At 55.7% G+C, this 22,394-nt stretch carries 16 protein-coding genes; 15 read left to right on the top strand and 1 reads right to left on the bottom strand.

Annotated elements, in window-relative coordinates:
• Positions 1-176: 176 nt before the first annotated feature.
• Positions 177-1,370, top strand: coding sequence for an efflux RND transporter periplasmic adaptor subunit (locus tag Poly51_RS06440; protein WP_186775384.1), 1,194 nt, complete (start codon positions 177-179; stop codon positions 1,368-1,370).
• Positions 1,367-4,597, top strand: coding sequence for an efflux RND transporter permease subunit (locus Poly51_RS06445; protein ID WP_146455565.1), 3,231 nt, complete (start codon positions 1,367-1,369; stop codon positions 4,595-4,597). Before Poly51_RS06440 ends, Poly51_RS06445 begins: the two co-directional genes overlap by 4 nt.
• A 35-nt stretch (positions 4,598-4,632) precedes the next feature.
• Here Poly51_RS06445 and Poly51_RS06450 read toward each other — a convergent pair whose 3' ends face one another.
• The gene (locus Poly51_RS06450) at positions 4,633-6,294 is read right to left on the bottom strand and encodes an alpha/beta hydrolase (protein ID WP_146455567.1); all 1,662 of its coding nucleotides are present in this window, start codon (positions 6,292-6,294) and stop codon (positions 4,633-4,635) included.
• 224 nt (positions 6,295-6,518) lie between these two features.
• On the opposite strand from Poly51_RS06450, the gene Poly51_RS06455 reads away from it, so the two are divergent.
• The 13 genes from Poly51_RS06455 (at position 6,519) to Poly51_RS06520 (ending at position 22,342) form a co-directional block, all read left to right on the top strand.
• Positions 6,519-8,054 carry an arylsulfatase gene (locus Poly51_RS06455; protein WP_146455569.1) on the top strand — a complete coding sequence of 512 codons (1,536 nt, stop codon included), beginning with the start codon at positions 6,519-6,521 and terminating at the stop codon, positions 8,052-8,054.
• Positions 8,055-8,281: 227 nt separating this feature from the next.
• The gene (locus tag Poly51_RS06460; RefSeq protein ID WP_146455571.1) at positions 8,282-9,673 is read left to right on the top strand and encodes a hypothetical protein; all 1,392 of its coding nucleotides are present in this window, start codon (positions 8,282-8,284) and stop codon (positions 9,671-9,673) included.
• A gap of 22 nt (positions 9,674-9,695) precedes the next feature.
• Positions 9,696-10,664, top strand: coding sequence for an AAA family ATPase (locus tag Poly51_RS06465; protein WP_146455573.1), 969 nt, complete (start codon positions 9,696-9,698; stop codon positions 10,662-10,664).
• Positions 10,661-11,635: a DUF58 domain-containing protein gene (locus Poly51_RS06470; RefSeq protein WP_146455575.1), complete on the top strand. Its 975-nt coding sequence runs from the start codon at positions 10,661-10,663 to the stop codon at positions 11,633-11,635. The genes Poly51_RS06465 and Poly51_RS06470 overlap by 4 nt, the downstream gene beginning before the upstream one ends.
• Before the next feature lie 3 nt (positions 11,636-11,638).
• Positions 11,639-12,115 (top strand): DUF4381 domain-containing protein, encoded by a 477-nt coding sequence (locus tag Poly51_RS06475; protein ID WP_146455577.1) that lies wholly within the window; start codon positions 11,639-11,641, stop codon positions 12,113-12,115.
• Positions 12,109-13,134 carry a VWA domain-containing protein gene (locus Poly51_RS06480; RefSeq protein WP_146455580.1) on the top strand — a complete coding sequence of 342 codons (1,026 nt, stop codon included), beginning with the start codon at positions 12,109-12,111 and terminating at the stop codon, positions 13,132-13,134. The genes Poly51_RS06475 and Poly51_RS06480 overlap by 7 nt, the downstream gene beginning before the upstream one ends.
• On the top strand, positions 13,131-14,063 hold the full coding sequence (locus Poly51_RS06485; RefSeq protein WP_146455582.1) for a VWA domain-containing protein: 933 nt from the start codon (positions 13,131-13,133) through the stop codon (positions 14,061-14,063). Before Poly51_RS06480 ends, Poly51_RS06485 begins: the two co-directional genes overlap by 4 nt.
• On the top strand, positions 14,060-14,716 hold the full coding sequence (locus Poly51_RS06490; RefSeq protein ID WP_146455585.1) for a tetratricopeptide repeat protein: 657 nt from the start codon (positions 14,060-14,062) through the stop codon (positions 14,714-14,716). Before Poly51_RS06485 ends, Poly51_RS06490 begins: the two co-directional genes overlap by 4 nt.
• A 51-nt stretch (positions 14,717-14,767) precedes the next feature.
• On the top strand, positions 14,768-16,051 hold the full coding sequence (locus Poly51_RS06495; protein WP_186775385.1) for a BatD family protein: 1,284 nt from the start codon (positions 14,768-14,770) through the stop codon (positions 16,049-16,051).
• 90 nt (positions 16,052-16,141) lie between these two features.
• Positions 16,142-17,545 (top strand): hypothetical protein, encoded by a 1,404-nt coding sequence (locus Poly51_RS06500; protein ID WP_146455589.1) that lies wholly within the window; start codon positions 16,142-16,144, stop codon positions 17,543-17,545.
• A gap of 103 nt (positions 17,546-17,648) precedes the next feature.
• Entirely contained in the window at positions 17,649-18,167 is a 519-nt protein-coding gene (locus Poly51_RS06505) for a gamma-glutamylcyclotransferase family protein (protein ID WP_146455591.1), read from the top strand.
• A 505-nt stretch (positions 18,168-18,672) separates the two neighbouring features.
• A complete protein-coding gene (locus tag Poly51_RS06510; protein ID WP_246114307.1) occupies positions 18,673-21,360 on the top strand; it encodes a sialate O-acetylesterase in 2,688 nt (895 codons plus the stop codon).
• A 127-nt stretch (positions 21,361-21,487) separates the two neighbouring features.
• Positions 21,488-22,342 carry a hypothetical protein gene (locus Poly51_RS06520; RefSeq protein WP_146455593.1) on the top strand — a complete coding sequence of 285 codons (855 nt, stop codon included), beginning with the start codon at positions 21,488-21,490 and terminating at the stop codon, positions 22,340-22,342.
• Positions 22,343-22,394 lie beyond the last annotated feature (52 nt).

Consider the following 22,394-nt stretch of genomic DNA (forward strand, 5'->3'; position numbering starts at 1 on the left):
AGTCGCGTTGTCACCGTAGTCATCGGACGCGATCCATCTACAATGCCTCTACCGAACCGGATTGAAAAACGCTAACGCAGTAACCCGATGCTATGAAGAACTTAGTCCCAGAAGCGAAACATCACGGCTGCAGGATCCCGATTTCGAGGGCGTTCTCTCTGGCGGCATTTTCGGCCATGACGGGGCTGATGTTGACGTTGATATTGGGGTGCGGCGAAAACCGTTCGTCAGTAGCCGTTGCGAAGAAGCCTCCGAAAGTGATCGTTGCTCCGGCCTCGGCGATTCCAATGACGGACTACGACGAGTTCGTCGGGCGGACCGAAGCGTGTGAGTTCGTGGAAGTTCGATCCCGTGTATCCGGTTTTTTGCGGTCGGTCGAATTCGAAGATGGCGCGTTCGTGCAAGAAGGTCAATTGCTCGCCACCGTTGAACCCGATCAGTATCAAGCGATTCATGACCAGTCCTTGGCAATGGTGGAATTGCAAAAAACAAAAGTTGAATTGGCGGCAAGCGTTTTGGCGCGATCGAAAAAGTTGAAAGAAGGTTCCGCAATCTCGCAAGAACAGCTTGAGGAAGATGCCGCATCATTGAAGGCAGCCGAGGCTCAGATTACGGTCGCGATGGCCGACGCCGCCAGAACGGCATTGGACTTGAAGTACACCGCAGTGAAGGCGCCGATCGCGGGCCGCGTGGACCGGGCGCTGGTGACGGCTGGCAATGTGGTCACGGGAGGCTTGGGTAGCGGTACGTTGTTGACCACAATTGTCAATGATTCACCGACTTACGCCTACTTTGATGTCGACGAAGCGAGCATCTTGCGCTACATCCGGCAGAGCAAAAGCCAGTCAGCCGAGGGCGACCGCAAGACGACGGTATTGCGTGACTTGAACATTCCCGTGGAACTTCAACTCAAGGACGAGTCGGGGTTTCCTCACAAGGGCACACTCGACTTTCTTGAGAATCGAATCGACGACCGAACGGGCACGATTCGATTGCGAGGCGTTTTCGAAAACGACGACAACCTGCTGCGTGGCGGGCTGTTTGTTCGCGTCCGAATACCAACCAGCGAACCGTATGAAGCGGTGATGATTCCCGAGGCCGCGATCGGAACCGACCAAACCTACAAGTTCGCTTTCGTCGTCGGTGACGACAACGTGGCCCAGCGACGCGCCGTCACGTTGGGGCCCTTGGTGGCCCAGCCCGAAGGTGGTTCGATGCGCGTGATCAAGGACGGAATCCGACCGGGCGAAAACGTGGTCGTTCAAGGCGTCCAGCGAGTCCAACCGGGAATCAAGGTGGATCCACAAACGCAGGTCAAACCAACCATCGAACCAGAAGAAGTGCCTGTCGCAGCGGGAGAGGTTGAATGATCCCGCATTTTTTCATTGATCGTCCGATATTTGCCAGCGTCATCTCGGTACTGATCACGATGATCGGCGGGCTGTTCGTTTTTCAGTTGCCGATCGCGCAATATCCAGAGATCGCGCCGCCGACGGTTTCAGTATCGTGCTTCTATCCGGGTGCCGGCAGTCGCGTCGTCGCGGAAACGGTTGCCGCGCCGATCGAACAACAGGTCACCGGCGTCGAAAACATGCTGTACATGTCCAGCAGTTCGACCAACGACGGTGGGTATGTTTTGACGGTCACGTTTGAACTTGGCACCGACTTGGACATGGCACAGGTGATGGTGCAAAACCGAGTCAACTTGGCACTGCCGTCGCTGCCCGCCGAAGTCAAACAAACCGGCGTGTCGGTCAAGAAAAAGTCGCCCAACATTCTGTTGGTCGTCAACATGGTTTCGCCCGACGAATCGCGAGACCAACTTTACCTAAGCAATTATGCGACGATCCGTGTTCGCGATGAACTCGCCCGCACCGAAGGCGTCGGAGACTTAGCGTTCTTGGGGCAACTCGATTACAGCATGCGGGTTTGGCTGGATCCCGAACAAATGGCATCGCTGGACTTAGCCGCATCCGATGTGTTGGCGGCCCTTCGTGAACAAAATGTCCAAGTCGCCGCCGGTGCGATCGGCCGCCCGCCCATTCCGGATGGCCAAGCGTTTCAGTACACGCTGACGACGCTCGGGCGATTGCGAGATCCGTCGCAGTTTGGTGATATCGTTATCAAAACCGGTGAAGAAGGACGCACGGTCCGATTGAAAGATATCGTCACCAAACAGCGATCGACCGAGGATGGGCAAACGTTTGGTGGCATCCAATTGGGTGCGAAAAATGAAGATACGTCGTGCGTGCTCGACGGGACACCCTCGGTGGGCCTGGGCATTTATCAATTGCCCGGTTCCAACGCGCTGGACACGGCCGACCGCGTTCGTGCAAAAATGGAAGCGCTAAAGGCATCGTTTCCCGACGGCGTCGACTACAGAATTGTTTACGACACGACGCCGTTCATTTCAGAATCGATTGCCGAAGTCTTTCACGCGCTGCGTGACGCGATCATCTTGGTCGCCCTGGTTGTGCTGTTATTTTTGCAATCTTGGCGCGCCACTTTGATTCCCCTGGTCGCCGTCCCCGTCGCAATCGTGGGGACGTTCGCGGTCATGGCAGGCGTCGGATTCAGTTTGAACAATCTATCGTTGTTTGGTCTGCTGCTTGCGATCGGGATCGTGGTGGACGATGCGATCGTGGTCGTCGAAGCGGTCGAACACAAGATTGAAAACGGATTGGGCGTTCGTGATGCGGCTCGCCAAGCGATGACCGAGGTGACAACGCCGATCATCGCGATTTCGTTGGTGTTGATGTGCGTTTTCATTCCGTGTTTGTTCATCTCCGGAATCACGGGACAATTCTTTCGCCAGTTCGCGGTCACGATCGCCGCCGCGACGTTTTTCTCCGCCGTCAATTCGCTGACGCTCAGCCCTGCGCTGTGCGTGCTGTTGCTGAAACCCAAGGATCACCACGGCGATGGGCTGACTCGGTTGATCAACGGAATTTTCGGGAGATTCTTCAAATGGTTCAACCGAGCTTTTGACAGCGTGTCCAACGGCTACGCCCGTGGGACCGGCTGGTTGCTTCGGCTTAGCTTTTTGGTTTTGCTGCTGTACGGCGGGCTGCTCGGTTTGACGTATTTTACGATGACCAACACGCCCGTGGGTTTTGTGCCGTCGCAAGACAAGGGGTACCTGTTGGTCGATGTCCAGTTGCCCGATTCGGCTTCGTTGGAACGCACTCGAGCGGTGATGAAACGATTCGACGAAATCGTTTTGTTGGGCCAGCGTGCAAACGAACCAGCAATCAAGGGCGTCGGCCACTCTTTGGTGATCAACGGCCAATCGATCGTGCAAGGAGCGGTCGGGTCCAACCTCGCATCGGCATTTGTGATTTTGGAACCGTTCGAGGAACGAGAAGAAGCCGAGGCCGCCGCCGACAACATTGCCAACAGGATTCGGCAGGTTTGTGCCGAAGAAATCTTTGACGCCAAGGTGTCCGTTTTTGGTCCGCCCGCCGTCGACGGGCTCGGCTCGGGCGGCGGGTTCAAGGTCATGATTCGGGATGTGGCTTCGCTGGGCTTGGACAATTTGCAAGCGACGGCGGACGAGTTTGCGGCCGCCGGGACTGCCGAACCGGGTATCCTGGGCATGTTCAACGGCTTTCGCGCCAACACGCCACAGATGTATGTCGACGTCGATCGAACGAAGTGCAAGACGATGGACATTTCGCTTCAAGAAGTGTTCACGTCGCTGCAACTGTACTTGGGCGGAACCTATGCGAACGACTTCAATCAGTTTGGTCGTACGTGGCAAGTGAACTTACAAGCGGATCCGAAATTTCGGCTGCACCCCGAACAGATTTCGCAGTTCCGTGTTCGCTCTCGTCAGGGCAATATCGTTCCGCTCGGTGCGGTGGCAACGGTCAGCCAAAGCACCGGACCGTCGATGGTTCAACGTTACAACGGCGTGGAAGCGACGGCCATCAACGGCGCATCGATGCCGGGCGTCAGCACGGGTGACGTCGTCAAGATCGTCGACGGTTTGGCGGCGAAGCAGTTGCCCTTCGGCATGGACACCCAGTGGACGGAATTAACGTTTTTGCAAATCCGTGCAGGCAACACGGCATTGATCGTGTTCGCGGTTGCCGTGCTGTTGGTGGTCTTGGTTTTGTCGGCCCAATACGAAAGCCTGAAACTGCCGATGGCAGTCGTTTTGGTAGTACCGATGTGCCTTCTTTGCTCGGTCGTGGGAATTGCCGCGTCCGGAATGGACATCAACATCTTCGTGCAGGTCGGATTCATTGTTCTGGTCGGACTGGCCAGCAAGAACGCGATTCTGATTGTGGAATTTGCCAAGGAGCAACAAGCCGCCGGCAAGTCAAAATTTGATGCGACGATCGAGGCATGCCGATCCCGATTGCGGCCGATCATCATGACGTCGCTGGCGTTCATCTTGGGTGTCGTGCCACTGGTGCTGGCGACGGGTGCGGGCGCCGAGATGCGTCGCCCGCTTGGCGTCGCCGTGTTTTCGGGAATGATCGGCGTCACGTTGTTCGGGATATTTTTGACGCCGGTGTTTTTCTATCTGATTGCAAGCGAGCGAAAGACGACTGAACCGACTTCCAACGAAGGATCCGATTCAAATCCGTGATGCGACACCGACTCCGCGTGTCGGGCAATCGATCGTCAATTCTGCGATGGGGCGTAAAATTTGGTTTTCAAGCGGTTGAGCGATCGATCGTTCCATCCGATCGGCTGGGTCACCGCGACCCACGCGTCGATGTAGCTGGACGGACTGTAATTGTGGCCGTAGCCCACCGGAACGCTGGTCGCCAACGGTAGATCAAAACCAATCTGCAAGAAGGTCACCACGGGATACCACCCCAGTTTGGGTGACACATCAGGGCCGCGGGGGTCGTTTAGCCACTGAGGTCGTCGCCATGCCAAGTCGGGCGAAAACCAAACCATCGGGTCGCTCGCGTGTTGAATGTAAACGCATCGAATCGGTCCCCAAGGCTTGTCAGAGTTCAAGAGATTGTCTTGAGACGTGAATCGAATCATGGACTGGTCGTTGAATCGCGGTGCCCAAATCGTCGAATCAGAGGTTCGTCCCTGAACGACCGAGGACCATTGTCGGCTTGGAAACGGAGGACCGCTCCAGACGGCGCCCTGAATTGGATCTTGAAAGGTGTGCAACAGATCGGCGGCCTGTTCGCATCCAAGCGAACCGAGACTGAGTCCAAACAAATACAGCTTGGGTCGATCGTCCTTGGGCAAAGAAGTCCAGTACCCGTAAACACGATCAAACAAAAGTTGCGCAGATCGCTTCGAGCGTTCCGGATCGATCAGGATCGTCAACCAACTGGGCAGATACGAATACTGAGTGCTCACGATCGCGGTATCGCCGTTGTGCAGATACTCAATCGTGTCCACAGCGCCCTCATCCAACCAACCGGTACCCGTCGGCGTTGCAACGATCAAGACTTTGCGTTCAAAGCCACCGACACGCTTCAGTTCTTCGACCGCCAGACGGGCTCGTTCAACCGCGTCGTTGTCGTCGGCTTCCATTCCCGCATAGACGCGAATCGGTTGCTTGGCATCGCTGCCTGTAAAGTCGGAAATGTCTCGTCGTGATGGTCCGCCGACGATAAAGTTTTTGCCACGGCGACCGATCGAGGGCCAAGAGATCAACGACTCGGGGCTGCCACACGCAGATCGATCCAATGGCGGTTCGATGCCGGAATCGACCCTTTGATCGGCATTCAAAAAGACTCGATCCGCCGAACGAAGCAGTTGCCGCACGACCAAGTCGTTTGAAACGATAAACGCGAACGCCAGGATCGCCGTTGTGCTGATCGCGATTGAAACACGTTTGGGCACAAAGCGATTGAGCCGCATCGACAAATGGTTGACGCCATGGATCATCGTCCGCACCACCGCAACAATGATTGTCGCGATGATGACGGCGATGGCGAAGAAGCCAAGCGGAAATTCGCTTTCCAAGGGCGGCATCTCCATCAAGACACGAATCGAGTTTTGCCAATCGGCGCACTTCCAAACAAAGAAGGCAAGGATGCCTCCGGCCGCGACACTGGTGATCCGTTTACTCCACCGCTCAAGTCCCTCGGTGGGTTGGGGCAGTTCCAGGAATCCCCACAACCACACCATCGCCACACCAAGCCCATAGCCGATCGCGAGCGAAAAACCGGATAGAAATCCCTGCACGATGTTGACTCGGGGAAGCAACGACGGCGTCACCGACGCTGCAAAAAACAGCGTCGCAAAAACGAGCCCCGTGAACGAGAAGGTCTGCCAATATCGGTGCAGCCAAGCTTTCAGTTTCGGCATAGCAATTGAATTGAAGTGAAGTGGTGGGCGAAGCCGCACTTGCGGATGAATTGAAATCAAATTTCGGAATTGACCCGTCTAATTTGACGCCATTCTTTGGGTGAATCCTCGCATTTTTCCCTGTCAATGGCGACCGTCATGTTCGCAGTTGAGTCGAAACGGGCTATTATCTTGGGAAGCGTTTTGAACTTCCGGAAACATGAAACAGCATAGGAACAGACTTAATGAGAAATGTATCCTTGGCGATTGCCGGACTGATGGTAATTATCAGCTCAGTGGCATCTGCAGCCGACAAACCCAACATCGTCATCATTTGGGGTGACGACATCGGTCGGTCCAACGTTAGCGCCTACACGCACGGCGTGATGGGCTACAAGACACCGAACATCGACCGCGTTGCTCGCGAAGGAATGATGTTCACGGATTACTACGCCGAGCAAAGTTGCACGGCGGGCCGTGCCAGTTTCATCATGGGCCAACACGGCTTAAGAACGGGAATGACGAAGGTCGGTTTGCCGGGTGCCAAACTGGGCATGCAAAAGGAAGACCCCACGATCGCCGGATTGCTGAAAAACCACGGCTACGCGACTGGGCAGTTTGGTAAGAACCACTTGGGCGACCGCGACGACATGTTGCCGACCAATCATGGCTTCGACGAATTTTACGGCAACCTTTATCACCTTAACGCCGAAGAAGAACCCGAGCACGTTGATTACCCGAAGGATCCCGAGTTCCGCAAAAAGTACGGTCCTCGTGGCGTGCTGCATTCGTTTGCCGATGGCAAGATCGAAGACACCGGGCCACTGACTCGCAAGCGAATGGAAACGATCGACGACGACACGGCTGATCGCGCCGTGGACTTCATGGAGCGACAAACCAAGGCCGAGAAGCCTTTCTTCGTTTGGGTGAACTTCACTCACATGCACTTTCGCACTCACGTCAAACCGGAAAGTAAAGGGCAATCTGGTCGTTGGATGAGCGAGTATGCCGACGCTATGATCGACCACGACAAGAACGTTGGTACCGTGCTGGATGCGATTGACGATCTTGGACTCGGCGACAACACCTTTGTCATGTACAGCACCGACAACGGCGTTCACATGAACACCTGGCCCGACGCCGGCATGACTCCTTTCCGAAACGAAAAGAACAGTAATTGGGAAGGTGCTTACCGAGTACCGGCCATGGTGCGTTACCCCGGCAAGATCAAACCAGGCAGCGTATCGAACGAGATCGTTTCGCACCTGGATTGGTTGCCTACGATTTTGGCGATGGCTGGCGAACCCGATGTGAAAGAAAAATTGCTTACCGGACACAAAGCCATCGGTCGTGACTACAAGGTCCACCTGGACGGTTACAACCTGTTGCCGTATTTGACCGATGAAGAAGACAAGAGCCCTCGTGATTCGTTCATCTACTGCAACGATGACCAGCAACTCACGGCACTGCGTTACGACAACTGGAAACTCGTTTTCCTAGAGCAGCGCATTCGAGGCACGCTGCAGATTTGGGCTGAGCCGTTCGTATCGTTGCGTTTGCCAAAGATTTTCAACTTACGAGGCGACCCCTACGAGCGAGCCGATGTCACGTCGAACACGTATTACGACTGGATGATCGACCGAGCTTATTTGCTGGTTCCAGCTCAAGATTACGTGGGCAAGTTCATGGCTACCTTCAAGGACTATCCGCCCCGTCAAAAGGCGGCCAGCTTCAATCTGGATGACGTCATGAAGAGCCTGATGGAAGGTCCAGCGAAGTAGAACCAGCGATGCTGGTGTGTCACAGTTGAAATCACGACGGGACTCCGCCGTGATTTCTCTGTTTCACTGACGTAACCCACGAATGGCTTGACTCAAAAGCAACTGGATTTCAATCAATTGAAGTGGAGGAATCTGCCGATTGTGCCGATGAACCGATGTGGGTTGTCTTGAACACCGGCGTCCTGATTCGATAATGTTCAGGTTCGCCACACCGGAGAACGGAGTCGATGAAGCCGAGGTTCGTCTTAATCGGCTTAGCGATGGCGTTGTTCAACAGCCTGTTGGCTTGCTCGATCGCGGTCGGCGAGGGGATGCTGGTATCGGATGACGGTCCGTACGAGTTCTCGACCATGCCGGCCTTACCGCCCAGTGCTACGGTGCCGCTGACGGACTCGGATCCGTCACTCGACATGACGTTCCCGCTGCGTGCGGGATACGACGATGGGTTTGTCATTTCGGGGCCGCGCCAGCAGACCATCGGTGGCTCGGAAGATCCGTTTCGATTGAGAATCAATGGGTTCGGCCAACTTCGCGATACCGTATTCAACTCGGGAACGGATTCCTCGAATGACCTGAACCAAATCCAACTCAAGCGAGGTCGGCTGACGTTCTCTGGCAACGCGTTCGATTCCGACATCTTCTATCTTGTCCAACTTGATGGACGCAGCAACGCTGCGGACCAATTGAGAATCTTGGATTACTACTTCACCTACGACTTGGCTCATGCCCAGTGGGGATGCGATCCGGGGACCCTCGGTTTTCGGTCGGGTCTTTACAAAATTCCGTTCACGTACGCACGCGGAATCAGCAGCCGGGAGTTCGAGTTCGCCGACCGCTCGATGGCCAGCATCTTTTTCGATGTCAACCGCAGCCTTGCTTGGGGCCTGTACGGTTCGACCAACAGCTTCAGCCGGCCAGTGGACTGGGAGGTCGCGATCTTCAACGGATTGGTCACCGGCGGTGCTGAAACCGGCAGCAGCGGAAACTTGGATAACAACAACGCCTACTCGGGGCGACTGCAATGGGATGCGATGGGCGAGTGGGGCAGCAACGACATGGCAGATCTCGAGGGCCATGAAGACCTTGCGTTGCGAATCGGCGGAGCAGGGGTCTACACGACGATCGACCGGAAAGGTTTGACCGAATTCAACGCCATCCGTGTCGTTGATAGCGGGAGTTCCCTGGCATTGCTGCTTCCCGGTGGCGTCGACAACTATTCGGTCACCTCGTTCGTCGCCAACGCGTCGATCAAGTGGAGAGGTTGGTCGAGCACGCTAGAGTATTACTGGCGGAACATCGACGACTTTCAGGGGGCAACGGTACCGACGCTTTCTGATGATGGGTTTTGGTTACAAGCGGGGAAATTCGTCATTCCTGAAAAGCTGCAGTTGATGGCACGCTGGTCCCGTGTTCGGGGCACATCGGGAATGCTTGGCGTCCAGAACGAAAGTGCCGAGGAAATTGCTGCGGGCGCCGCATGGCATTTTCGTGACCAACACGTCAAACTTGTTGTGGACGCTACGCACGTCAATGGAGCCCCGATTAGTTCATCTGCTCTCGACATTTTCCCGGGCGATGACGGCTGGCTCTTTCGAACACAATTTCAATTCGGATTCTGACCACCAAGATTGCGACCGCGACATGAGTGCACGAGAAAGTCTTCAAGAACTTCAGTCGCGAATGTCCGAGTCAATCATTGGGCAAGATCATGTGGTCCAGCAGTTGTTGCTGACATTGCTTTGCGATGGCAACGCGTTGCTGGAAGGGCTGCCGGGACTGGCCAAGACGCGAGCGATCAAAACGCTTTCCAAGAATCTAGAATCCGATTTTAGTCGGATCCAGTTCACGCCGGACTTGCTGCCGTCGGACATCACGGGTGCAGAAATCTATCTGGGCGAAGATGCCGCTGAACGGTTCGTTTTCCAGCAAGGTCCTGTCTTCGCCAATTTAGTGCTTGCCGACGAAATCAATCGAGCGCCGGCAAAAGTCCAAGCCGCGTTGCTAGAAGCGATGGAAGAACAGCAGGTGACTGTGTCGGGTAAGACACACAAGATGCCCAAATTGTTCATGGTATTGGCGACCCAAAACCCGGTGGAGCAAGAAGGCACGTATCCGCTTCCGGAAGCTCAGATGGATCGTTTCCTAATGCACATCACGATGACGCATCCAGATGATGCATCGGAGTTGGCGATCATGCGGTTGGTGCGTGGGGAGTCGTCGACAAGCTCGACTGGTGAAGAAAAACCCATCGTGCCACAGTCGGCCATCTTTGATGCTCGCAAGGAGATTGATGGCATTCGAATTTCTGAACCGATGGAAAAGTACATCGTTGCGATCGTGGCCGCGACTCGACGGCCGATCGACTATGGCAACGAACTCGCCCGCTGGATCCAGGTCGGCGTCAGTCCTCGCGCAACGCTGGCGATCGACAAGGTTTCGCGAGCGCATGCGTGGTATCACGGTCGCGATCACGTGACGCCCGATGATATCCAAGCGGTCGCGCACGATTGTTTGCGGCACCGCCTGATGCTGACGTATGAAGCGAGCGCGGATGGTGTTTCGCCGGATCAAGTTATCGACAAGATACTGCGCAAGGTCGCGGTCGCATGAGCGGCACGTTGACCGATCGGCTGGATGCCGCAACATCGGCGTCACGAGTGGACGCCGCCAGCGTTGACTCTCGCGTGACCACGAACCTGCACGCATTGGTACGATTGCGATCCAAGGCACGCGGGTTCACGTTTCTGCCCAAGCAGCCCACGGCCAGTTTGTTGTCGGGGCGTCACGCGTCACACATTCGCGGACGCGGATTGAACTTTGAAGAAATCCGTCGCTATCACGCTGGCGACGATATTCGCACGATCGACTGGAAAGTCACCGCTCGGCTGCGATCGCCGCACACGCGAGTGTTTACCGAGGAACGCGATCGACCGACGCTGGTGGTTGTTGACAGCCGCATCGGCATGTTCTTTGGAACGCAGCACAACATGAAGTCGGTGACGACCGCGGAAGCGGCGGCCCTGGCCGCTTGGCGCACGATCGACGTCGGTGACCGCATGGGCATGATCATTTTCGACGACGAGAACGCTCAAGCATTGCCGTTAGCCCGCAGTCGTGACGGAGTCATGCGGATGCTTCGTACGATCGTGGACTTCAACGGTCGATTGTCCGCAGCATCGCCGGTTCGGTCCAACGCCTCGATGCTTGGTGTCGCACTTGACCAAGCCGCTCGGGTGGCGACCCATGACCATTTGGTGATTGTGATCAGCGACTTTCACGGGCTAGACGATGCCGCTCGCCAGCGACTGAGAAAACTCCGCAGCCACAATGACGTGATCGCCGCATTGGTTCACGACCCGAGTGCTTCCAAACTTCCGCCCGCGTCACGGATTACAGTCAGTGACGGCGACATGCAGTTGGAATTGCCCGACAGCGATCGGATTCGAAAACGTTTGCTCGATGCGACCGCTGGACGAATTCGCGATGTACTGTCGTTGCAGAAGAACTTGCGGATCCCTGTGATTCCGATCAGCGCAGGCGAAGAAACAGCAGCGCAGATTCAACATTGGCTGGGGCGTTGAGTGATGGAAAGCCCTGATCCCGCCAGCCTGGATAACTTGAACGAGTTCGTGTTGCCCGATCCGGTGGGTTGGTTGCCGCTTGCACCGGTTTGGAAATTTCTCATCTCGATTGCGATCGTGTGGCTGACCGCTTGGGTTTGGATACGAGTGATTCGCTTTCTTCGCAATGCTTACCGTCGCCAAGCAATCGGGGAGCTTGCCGTGATCGAAGCGGAGGCGGATGTGGTGAAGCTAAATGAACTGCTAAAGCGAACCGCAATGACGGCGTACGGACGCGATGAGGTGGCGTCACTGCATGGGGAGCGTTGGGTGGAGTTCTTGCACTCGGCTAGCCCGCCGACGTCAAATCGGAGTATCGCGATTCTTGGTGATGCGTCATCGCAACCCTCGATGGTTCTTTCGGCGGACAAACGAACCGAACTATTCGCATTCGCACGCGATTGGATTTGCCACCATTCACCGAAGGCAACATCATGTTGACCTGGGCCGCGCCGTGGTGCTTTGCGATCTTGCCATTGCCGTTGATCCTGCGAGCGGTGTTGCTGCCGCATTCACGCACCCGTGATTCCGTACGCGTGCCGATGTTTGATGTTTTGGTGACCACGAGCGGACAGACTCCTGGATCGGGAGCGTCGATTGCCTCGCGTTCTATAGCCGCCGCAGTCGTATTGACGCTGGCGTGGATCGCGATCGTTGCTGCGCTCGCACAGCCTCAATGGTTGCTCGACCCGATTTCGCGTGACGTGGCGACTCGCGATTTGTTGCTGGCGGTGGATCTGTCAGGTTCGATGGAGACCGAGGATTTCACGGACGAGTCGGGAAAGAAAACCGACCGAATGACAGCGACCAAGCAAGTGCTGGACAGCTTTTTGCAATCACGTCACGGCGATCGAGTGGGCATGGTTGTGTTTGGCAACGGGGCGTTCGTTCAAGTCCCATTCACGCAGGACTTGGACGTTTGCCGTGAATTGCTGGCAGACTTAGAGCCACGCATGGCCGGTCCCAAGACGGCACTGGGCGACGCGATCGGCTTGTCGATCAATTTGTTCGACCGCAGCGAAATGGAATCGAAAGTTCTGATCGCGATGACCGACGGCAACGACACGGGCAGCCGCGTACCACCGGCCCAAGCAGCCAAGATCGCAGCGAACAAGGGAATCATCATTCACACCATCGGCGTCGGCGATCCAGAAGCGGCCGGTGAACAAACACTTGATGAAACTGAATTGAAAGCGATCGCATCTGAAACGGGAGGCCAGTTCTTTCGCGCTCAGGATCGCGATGCGTTGCAATCGGTCTACACCAAGCTCGATGCGATGGACACACGCACCGTCGAAACGATCTCGCACAGGCCTCGGAAAGCTCTGTATCCGATTCCGCTTGCCGCTTCGTTGGCACTATCGGTTGGGTACCAGACCCTCGCGATGGCCTGGGCGTTGCTTCGTCGGCGCCGATTGGTGGCGGTCGCGGGATCGGAAAGCATGGAGGTGGCCGTATGATGGAATTTCTTGACGCTTTTCATTTTTTGCGGCCATGGTGGCTATTGGCAATTCTTCCGGTGACGTTGTTGGGGTGGTGGATGATCCGCCGCGACGATCCCACGGGTGACCTGAAACACGCCATCGCACCGCATCTGCTGCGGCCACTCACGATCTCGCCCGCATCAAGCACCCGATTTCGCCCTGCGATGATGGCAGTGCCGCTATGGACCCTAAGCGTCTTGGCCCTGGCCGGCCCAACGTGGCGAACGGAACCGCCACCATGGACCGAGGATGAATCGTCGTTGTACCTGGTCGTGCGCATGACGCCGTCGATGATCAGTGAAGACGTCCAGCCGAATCGTTTGGAACGAGCACGGGGAAAACTGCATGATTTGATGGAGCTTCGTCGCGGCAGCCGCACTGGCTTGATCGTGTATTCCCAATCCGCACACTTGGTGATGCCCGCCACGGATGACTCGGGAGTGATTGACCAAATGTTGCAATCGCTCGATCCCGCCATGATGCCAGGCGAAGGCGACGCCTTGGCCGATGCCTTGCGCATGGCCAGTGATCACATTGAATCTTCCGGGCGAGGCGGCTCGGTCTTGATCGTTGCCGATGGCAACGAACCAGCGCAAGCGTCAAGTCTAGCGGGGTGGCGGACGACGACATCGACGCCGGTCCAGTGGCTCGCGCCGGTTCCCGTTGGCAGCTCACTCGATGCAATCGGTATCACGACTGCCGCGGGTTCAATCGCCGCTGCGACGATCGCGATCACGCCCGACGACACGGACGTGAATGCAATTGCCCGACGCGCCGAACAAACCTTCGCCATGGCTGCTATCGGTGACGCTTCGCAGTGGCGCGACGAAGGCATTTGGTTGGTCTGGCCTGTCGCGATGGGGCTGGCGATTTGGTTCCGCAAAGGCTGGAGCGTGACGCCATGAAACCGATTCCGTTTGCCAAAAGAGTAAGCCTCGCCGTCATCCTGTTCGCTTGTATGATCGCATTCAGGCAGGGTCGCAATTTCTGGATTCTTCCGGATCAACGCGGACAACGACTGTATGACGCGGGCGATTTCCAAGAAGCTGCTATAGCGTTTTCGGATCCGTTCCGACGTGCGGCTTCACTAGCCGAGGCACGTGATTTCAAGGCGGCCGCTGGCGTTTATGCGACACTGCCCGGCCCCGAAGCGGCGTTCAATCATGGCAATGCCTTGGTCATGCAAGGCGATTATGAAACCGCGATCAGACGCTACGACCGCGCGCTCGAGTTGCGTCCGGACTGGACTGCTGCGATCGAGAACCGACAGATTGCGGCCCTTCGCGCCGAACGCATGAAAGACGAACCCGGAGTCGGCACCGAGGGCGAGTTGGGGGCGGATGAGATCGTGTTTGATCTGGACAACAACAAGAACGCCCAGGCGGGCGAAGAAGATGCGGAAAGTGGCGAAGCGAGTGATGACGAAGTCCGACTGGCTTGGTTGCGCCAAGTCCAAACGACGCCACGCGATTTTTTGAAATCCAAGTTTGCGTACCAGCAAGCAATGCGATCCCGCACCGAAAACGCACAAGAGCATGCACCGGAGTCGGAGCAGTGAGTCTATTCCGTTTGAATATCGTATATCGTTTGTGTGTTACTGGCGGTGCCGGTGTCACTTCTGGCTGGACATTTCGCCCGCGCTGCCGAAACGGTTCCTGTCATCGTCAAGGTTTCGACCGAACCGAAAGAGGACGGCGAGGCATTGGTCGGGTCGCGTGTTCGGGTGATCATTGATGTGCTGGGCCGCGATGGTTGGGCGAACGTCCCCACCCTTCCGATGCTGGAGATTCCCGGTGCGATCGTCTACGAACCTGATGGCCAGAGCACTCGATTGAACGACAACGTTCGCGGCAAAAGCTATAGCGGTCAACGCAATGAGTGGTGGGTGTATCCACAACGGGCTGGCAAGCTTGCCATCCCGGCAATGGAAATCGCAGTTGCCATCCAAACCTTTGACCCCAAAGATGACGCCAAGCCCGTATCGACAACGACCCAAGCGATTGCCCTTGATGTCGTCGCTCCGCCAGGATTTGACGATAAGGACAAAGATGTCTTGGTAACGACGGGATTGTCCGTCCAACAGTCTTGGAACGGAGACGCCGAAAGCATGAAAGTGGGCGACGGAATCACGCGGACGATCACGCGAACGATCCAATCTGCTACGCCATTGGTTTTGACACCCATTGTTTTCGCCGATGTTAACGGTGTCGCTTTTTACGCGAAGCAACCCGAGACCTCTGTCAAATCCGACCGCGGCGAGCTAACGGGAACTCGTACCGATTCGATCACCTATGTGTTCGGGCGGAAGGGCGAGATCAGCCTGCCGCCGATCGACGTGACCTGGTTCGATACCAACACGCATCGGCGACAAACGAAAACCCTTGACGGTGTCACCATCTCAGTAGCCGATGTCCCGCTCCAATCAGCATCCGTTCCCATCCAAGATCAAGGCCGCTGGCGATTGCGAGAGATCGGTTATCTGTTCCTGCCGTGCCTCGCGATCGCTTGTTTTTTTCTCCTTGGCCGAAATTGGATCAAGGCTAGGTGGAGTACAAGAGAAGAGTCCGAGGCGTTCGCGTTCCGTCGTCTTCGAAAGGCGTTGATGTCGGGCCAAGTCTCGGCGAGCACGACTGCCCTTCAGGCATGGATTGATTCGGTCCATCCGTCCACATATTTGACGTTCGAGCAGTTTTTTGCCGCATACGGCCCGTCTAGTGCCGAAACCGGATTGGACTCCCTTTATCGAGCCATTGATACCGGCCAACCCGAACCGGATTTTCAAACGCTCTTGGACGCCGTCCAACGGGCTCGGGCCAACGCCCAAGAAAAACTCCCAAAACGGACCAAATCGGCATTGCCCCCGCTCAATCCAACTGCGGCGTCTGTCCGGTAATCCCTTAGGTGCAGATCGTGTGGAAACCAGCTATCTTAGGGTGCCCTGCGAACACCTAGCTTAAAACTTTTACCAACAACGAGTCTCAACATGATATTCCGCGCGTTTGCGGCTTCCGCAATCCTGACTTCTCTGCTTACGACATTCGCATTCGCGGAGAACAAGGATTTTTCCTTGTTGGTCGGTAAGGCACCGAGCGACAGCAACGTGCTAACGCTGGTCAACGCAGATCTAATTCGAAGTAGCGATTTCTATAAATCCGCAGCAGCGTCCGAAGGCGATATCCCCTTTCCTGGACTCGAGTCGGTCAAACAATTTGTCGCGGCGTCGCGATGGCGATTGCCAGAGGGTTCAGCGATCTTCGAAACGATGATCGTTTATCTGGATGGTGTCTCGGCCAGTGACGTCATTGCCAATGACCAAGCGAGTGAATCGAGCAAGTTTCCCGAGGGGACCATCCCCGTCAAACTTTCCGCTGACACATTGGGACTCTATTACCCAAACGATCGGCAAGCTGCGATGCGATGGGCGGACAGCGGTGAGATCAATTTCCAATCCGACTATCTTTCCAAGGGTATCGGCTACGCTGAAAACAACGACACCCAAATCGTGTTTGCAGTCGACCTGGATAACGCTCTTGACCCTGCTTCGATGCGTAGCTGGATCGAATCAAATCCCTTCCCTGGTTCTACGCAGCTCAATCCGCAGAGCGCCGCAAATATCATCGCGTCGCTGGACGGCTGCACGATGGGAATCAAATGCACCGACAAAGCCGTCGCAAGCTGGCGATTCGACTTTGGTGCAAACGTAAAGACGTTGGAACTCGTCGCCAAGCCATTGATTTTGAATTTGATCGATCGCCTGGGACTCAGTTTGACGAGCATGCAAACATGGGAAGCGCGAGTCAACGACAAGAGTCTCTTCATCACCGGCGAATTGAGCCCCTCGGACATCCGCGTTTTAATGTCCGTCTTGGCTAAGTCGCCTGAATCACTTGATCAACTGCAACTATCAAAGGAATCGGCTGGATCACCCAATTCATCGCTAACCAAAGTCGAATCCACCAAGATGCATTACGACATGCTCAACAAAATCCTTCGTGATATCACACATCCCACTAACTCCATTTTGACGTCTGGTGCCAAAGCAAACTACCTCGAACGCTACGCCAGCAAGATTGACGGGCTACCGATTTTGAACGTCGACGAGGATCTCTTGGGAACCAGTGCCGAGATCGCGATGCGACTTCGCACCCAATCCGAAGGCTTGCGAGGAAACCAAATCAAAGCTGGTAACTACAGCAACAACAGTCGAGAATATTCCTACAACGGTGGTTCCTACGGCCTTCGCTACGGCCTGTCAGACCAACAAGTCGCCAAACACTTAGGGCGAGCAAGTTCCGCGCTATCAGGCGTTGAACAGAAGAAGCAAATCGCGAACTTGATGGCAGATCTTCGACGAACCCTTACCCAGCGATACCAAGTCGAGTTCTAATACACGATTTGCTTCCGAGATCGAACTTTAGCCAGCCACTCGCTGCTCGTCCACGAAGCGACGGAACTGGCTACGTTGAAAACGTCTTTTTAATCAACCGATTTTGACCACATCAAACCGAACGATTCATGTATTCGCCTACGGATCGAACATGCATCCGCGGCGAATGCGTGCGAGAGTTACTGGCGTTGTGCCCGTCGATATAGGTTTCGTTTCAGGTCGTCGTTTGGCGTTTCACAAACGCGGAATTGATGGATCGGGGAAGGCAGATGCCACCGTCACAGGCAACCCCAACGACCGTGTTTGGGGAGTGATCTACTCACTTCCTGAACATCAAAAGGAAATCCTTGACGGCTACGAATCCGTTGGCGTTGGCTATGATTGCGAAAATGCGATGGTGCAAACCCAACGAAATTCGATTCGCGCGAGTATCTACACAGCGCGATTCGAAGCAATTCAAGCGGACTTGAGTCCGTACTCTTGGTACCTTGCATTCGTCCTGCTTGGTGCGATTGCAAATCGATTGCCAGCGGAATACTTACAATCGCTCCGTCGGATCAACGCGAGTATCGATCAGGACCGCGAACGGCACGTACAAAACATGCTTTTGGCCGAGACATAGGGTGTTTTGCATCGAACATCCAACGATGCTTACCGGTCGCGTCCAACAACACCGATGCGTAGAGATTTCTTAGCTGCCTTTGCGTTGCTCGCACAGGCACGACTCCGCTGATATCCACGTTGCGCGGTTTTCCAACAGCCCAACGAATTCCTGGCTCGGACAAGCCAACGCTTGTAAGTGCGATCCGCTTGATCAGTTCCAGTAGCGTGCCGATGCCGCGTGCGGCGATGGCTTGGCGTTCACTCGAAACCTTCGTTGAGCGTGCGTGTTGAAGTCTTCGCAACCTCCAAAACGCGTGTAGAACGCTGATGGCTTCGAGCCTGTGGAACGATCAGCGACGCAGGCTTGCTCGATGAAGGACTAAAAGCTTACGCCGCGACAAGGCGAACCCAAGATTCGAATGCAGATGTAGCAATGGTCAATATCGCAAACGCATCCATCGCAGGGCTTACAATGGGAACCGGAACTTACCATACGACCCACCGTACAATCGAAGATACAAACCATGATGCGCCGATTCATTCCCATGGTCATCCTGTTGGCGATGCTTGTCGGACCACCCACGACAGGTGTCTCCCCAGGAAACGAACCAGCGACATTGACGGGACTGGCCAGCGGCATCGCTCCACGGAATTTCGCCGAAATGTGGGACGACTTTGATCCCCGCGCCGAACCGCTCGAAACGGAAACGCTTCACGAGTGGGAAGAAGATGGCGTGCTGCTGCGAGTCGTTCGGTTTCGTATCGGAGTCTTCAAGGGACAACCGGCCAAACTCGCGGCAATCTTCGGCATCCCCAAGTCTGCCGTCGACAGTGGTGAAAAAATTCCAGGCTTGGTCCAAATCCATGGTGGTGGGCAGTTCGCTGACCACCGGGCTTGCTTGATGAATGCGAAACGCGGTTACGCGACAGTCTCGATCGCTTGGGCCGGTCGCATCTCGGCGCCACAGTATCGCGTTTCTGAACCCGAGGTAAAACTGTTCTGGGACAACAAGACCAACGACCCCCGATACAGACAGACCACCGACTGGGGCGCGGTCGACGGCTACCACGCACCTTGTCGCAATCCCAAGAACAATTTCTTGTCCGTCGCGCCTGCCGCATGGACGATCGATGATGTTGAATCGCCTTGCAATTGTCCGTGGTTCCTGTGTGCGATCGCAGCTCGGCGGGCACTCACCTTCTTGGAACAACAGCCCGTCGTCGACGCGGAAAAACTCGGAGTTTACGGACACTCGATGGGCGGTAAGTTGACGGTAATGGCCAGCGTTGATGCTCGTGTGAAAGCAGCTGCGCCGTCATGTGGCGGAATCAGCGATCGAGACAACGATAGCCAGCTCTATCGAACGACGATCAGCGATGATGTTAACTTGCGACACATCAAGTGCCCCATCATTTTCCTAAGCCCGTCCAACGATTTTCACGGACGAATCGGGGACCTGCCCCGCGCGGTCGAAGAGATTCAAAGCAAAGATTGGCGAGTGACGTGTTCGCCGCATCACAATCACCAGGACTCGGCCGAGTACGAAGTCGCTAGCTTGCTGTGGTTCGACCAGCACCTCAAAGGCAACTTCGAATTCCCAAGCACACCCGAAACAAGCGTCGATCTGAGCGAAAAAAACGGAACGCCGACAATCACTGTCACGCCGGATGCAGCGAGGGAACCGTTGTCGGTCGACGTATTCTATACTCAACACGGCCAAGACACAGAAACGTCATCGGATCGCGATAGCGTCGTCAATCGATTTTGGCGTTGCGCCAAGTCGACTCGCAAGGACAAAGCATGGACGGCAAAACTACCCCTGGGCACCGTCGACAAACCGCTATGGGTGTTCGCGAATGTGACCTACGCGTTAGACGAACCCGTGACGGGCGCCGGTTACTACTACCGCATCTATGAAACCGTAACGTTCAACGTTTCATCGCTGCTTGAACAGGTGTCCCCACAAACGTTGCAGTCGGCTGGCATCAAGCCAACACTTCGTCCGGAATCGATGATCGAATCATTTGGGAAAGATTGGAACAAAGAATGGTTCTCGCACAGGCCCGAAACCTGGCCACAATCGACGCACAAGTTGCACGACGAACAATTTCAAGCGCCAAGCAGCAACGCTCGACTGGCCATCGAAGTTCACTGCGACCAACCCAATGAATTGGTCGTAAAGATCGACGACCACGCGGTTGCGGTGGACGTCACGAAACCCGATCAATGGCAGCAGGTGATGGTGTCGCGGTCCGATCTTCGCAACCACGCCGGCGAGTCGCTGCCCGACTGGACCGGGATGGGCAAATTGAAACTGTCAGACACCGAACGACTACAGCCAACCAAACCCGCATCGGGTCCTCCAAAGATCGTTGGAAAGAATTGGCAAGGCAACGACCCACAGTTTCGAAATCTCAGATGGGTCGATCCGCCGTCGACGTACGATGTCTACCTGCTGGCCGGGCAATCCAACATGGATGGCCGTGGCAGCGTCGATGACCTGACACCGATCCAACAGCGACCGCTCGGAAACGCGATCATTTTCTACCGCAACCCGCCCCACTCGACCAACACTTGGAAACCGCTGCTCCCAGGTTTCAGCATCGCTCCGCGATACAAGGGAGACTTGCCCTCGCCGACGTTCGGACCTGAAATCGGATTCGCGATCGCCATGACGGACGCGAACCCAAGTCAAAAGCTGGCGTTGATCAAAGGATCGAAGGGTGCAACGAGCTTGCGAGTTGATTGGGATCCGGGAGAATCCGGCAAACCAGAGACGCAGGGCCCTTGCTACCGGAACTTTGTCGAGACGTTTCGTCTGGCAACCGATTCGCTGACACGCGATGGTCATCAGTTTGTTGTTCGAGGACTTTTGTGGCATCAAGGCGAATCGGATTCGAAAACAAGCAAAGACGTCTACCAAGAACGCTTGCTGCGGTTCATCGACCGTATTCGCGAAGACACCGAATTTGCGAATCTTCCGGTCGTCGTTGGCGAAGTATTTGACAATGGCAAGCGAGATAGTGTCCGCGCCGCGATTGAAGCGGTTGGCACTCGCGGCGCAGGCTACGGTTTCGTGTCGTCAAGTGAAACGACGACATCAGACCCGGGAACACACTTTGACGCGGCAAGTCAACTTTTGCTCGGCAAACGATATGCTGAAGCCATCATTCCGTTGGTTTCCAAACGGGAATTGAGCGTCAAGGAGTGATGAAAGGAACGACTGCAGTGGATGACGTCCGACTTGGGTTACCCCGGCACTATCAACATTGCCGACTGCGTGCCGTTTAAAATGGAGACTGCTGGTACGCCCGATTCCCGCAAAGAGATCGCTTGTCATGTCGCTACCCCTCTGGACTTGGATTCCACTTGGTTTCTTTATCTTCGCGATCCTGCTGGATATCGCCACGCTTGTCATCTCGTTCCGCGAGAAGCGAACGATATGGCCGTTCGAGCCTTTCACGGATTCCAACAACGCTGACGCCGCGTCAAAGCCGTTGGACGGCAGTTCACGCGCCACGGTCGCCAGCGCGTACCAACCCGCCGCCAGTCTTGCGGACGCGTTTCCGATTACGCCGTTTGCAATGCAGTATGGATCGCAATTGAATCAGATGGGATATCAATACGTCGGCGCATTCCGCCACGTGAAAGGCGGGATCTACCAAATACGTTACGACGTGATGGTATCGGCCGACCGCTTGATCTTGGCATTCGTGGCTGCCGGAACCCTTGCAAAGATTCCGGTCGCAAACGTGACACTTGTTTCGTTGGGCACTCGGCCATCGTCTTTTGCGCCCGGCCAGCGATCCGATTTGATGTGTGGCAACGTATCGATGATTGCCGAAGCCGCTTTCGAACACGATTTCACCGGCCGAACGATCTCGATGGTGTTCCCCAACGCAAGTGCGAACGAACTGCAATCATTGCACGCACAACGATGGGGTACGCTACAGCCACAACCGTTCGGTCCCGAACCGCTCGGCGAGTATCACCGGTATTGCCTGGACGTTGCCGAGGACGCCGAGCGAAGGGGCTCGCTGTACCGAGTAGACGACATGCCGAACTATCAACGGCCGCACCCTGGGTCGGCGATCTTGATGTTCGTTGCGATGAAGAAGTTTATGTGGGGACGCCGCATTTGGCCGCATCGATGGCGCGTCAAGCGACTTCCGCCGGCACCTTTCGGTGCCTAAAACGTAACGATTGCTCCATCATCGCCGTGATGGTGTCATTCCCCTAATTCCG

Origin of the sequence: Rubripirellula tenax, assembly GCF_007860125.1 — a bacterium.
In the GTDB taxonomy this organism is placed as follows: Bacteria; Planctomycetota; Planctomycetia; order Pirellulales; family Pirellulaceae; genus Rubripirellula; species Rubripirellula tenax.

Excerpts from the sequence above, each read along its gene's own strand:
- Poly51_RS06440 (WP_186775384.1), top strand. The coding sequence starts at position 177 with ATGACGGGGCTGATGTTGACGTTGATATTGGGGTGCGGCGAAAACCGT.
- Poly51_RS06445 (WP_146455565.1), top strand. The coding sequence starts at position 1,367 with ATGATCCCGCATTTTTTCATTGATCGTCCGATATTTGCCAGCGTCATC.
- Poly51_RS06450 (WP_146455567.1), bottom strand. The coding sequence starts at position 6,294 with ATGCCGAAACTGAAAGCTTGGCTGCACCGATATTGGCAGACCTTCTCG.
- Poly51_RS06455 (WP_146455569.1), top strand. The coding sequence starts at position 6,519 with ATGAGAAATGTATCCTTGGCGATTGCCGGACTGATGGTAATTATCAGC.
- Poly51_RS06460 (WP_146455571.1), top strand. The coding sequence starts at position 8,282 with ATGAAGCCGAGGTTCGTCTTAATCGGCTTAGCGATGGCGTTGTTCAAC.
- Poly51_RS06465 (WP_146455573.1), top strand. The coding sequence starts at position 9,696 with ATGAGTGCACGAGAAAGTCTTCAAGAACTTCAGTCGCGAATGTCCGAG.
- Poly51_RS06470 (WP_146455575.1), top strand. The coding sequence starts at position 10,661 with ATGAGCGGCACGTTGACCGATCGGCTGGATGCCGCAACATCGGCGTCA.
- Poly51_RS06475 (WP_146455577.1), top strand. The coding sequence starts at position 11,639 with ATGGAAAGCCCTGATCCCGCCAGCCTGGATAACTTGAACGAGTTCGTG.
- Poly51_RS06480 (WP_146455580.1), top strand. The coding sequence starts at position 12,109 with ATGTTGACCTGGGCCGCGCCGTGGTGCTTTGCGATCTTGCCATTGCCG.
- Poly51_RS06485 (WP_146455582.1), top strand. The coding sequence starts at position 13,131 with ATGATGGAATTTCTTGACGCTTTTCATTTTTTGCGGCCATGGTGGCTA.
- Poly51_RS06490 (WP_146455585.1), top strand. The coding sequence starts at position 14,060 with ATGAAACCGATTCCGTTTGCCAAAAGAGTAAGCCTCGCCGTCATCCTG.
- Poly51_RS06500 (WP_146455589.1), top strand. The coding sequence starts at position 16,142 with ATGATATTCCGCGCGTTTGCGGCTTCCGCAATCCTGACTTCTCTGCTT.
- Poly51_RS06510 (WP_246114307.1), top strand. The coding sequence starts at position 18,673 with ATGATGCGCCGATTCATTCCCATGGTCATCCTGTTGGCGATGCTTGTC.
- Poly51_RS06520 (WP_146455593.1), top strand. The coding sequence starts at position 21,488 with ATGTCGCTACCCCTCTGGACTTGGATTCCACTTGGTTTCTTTATCTTC.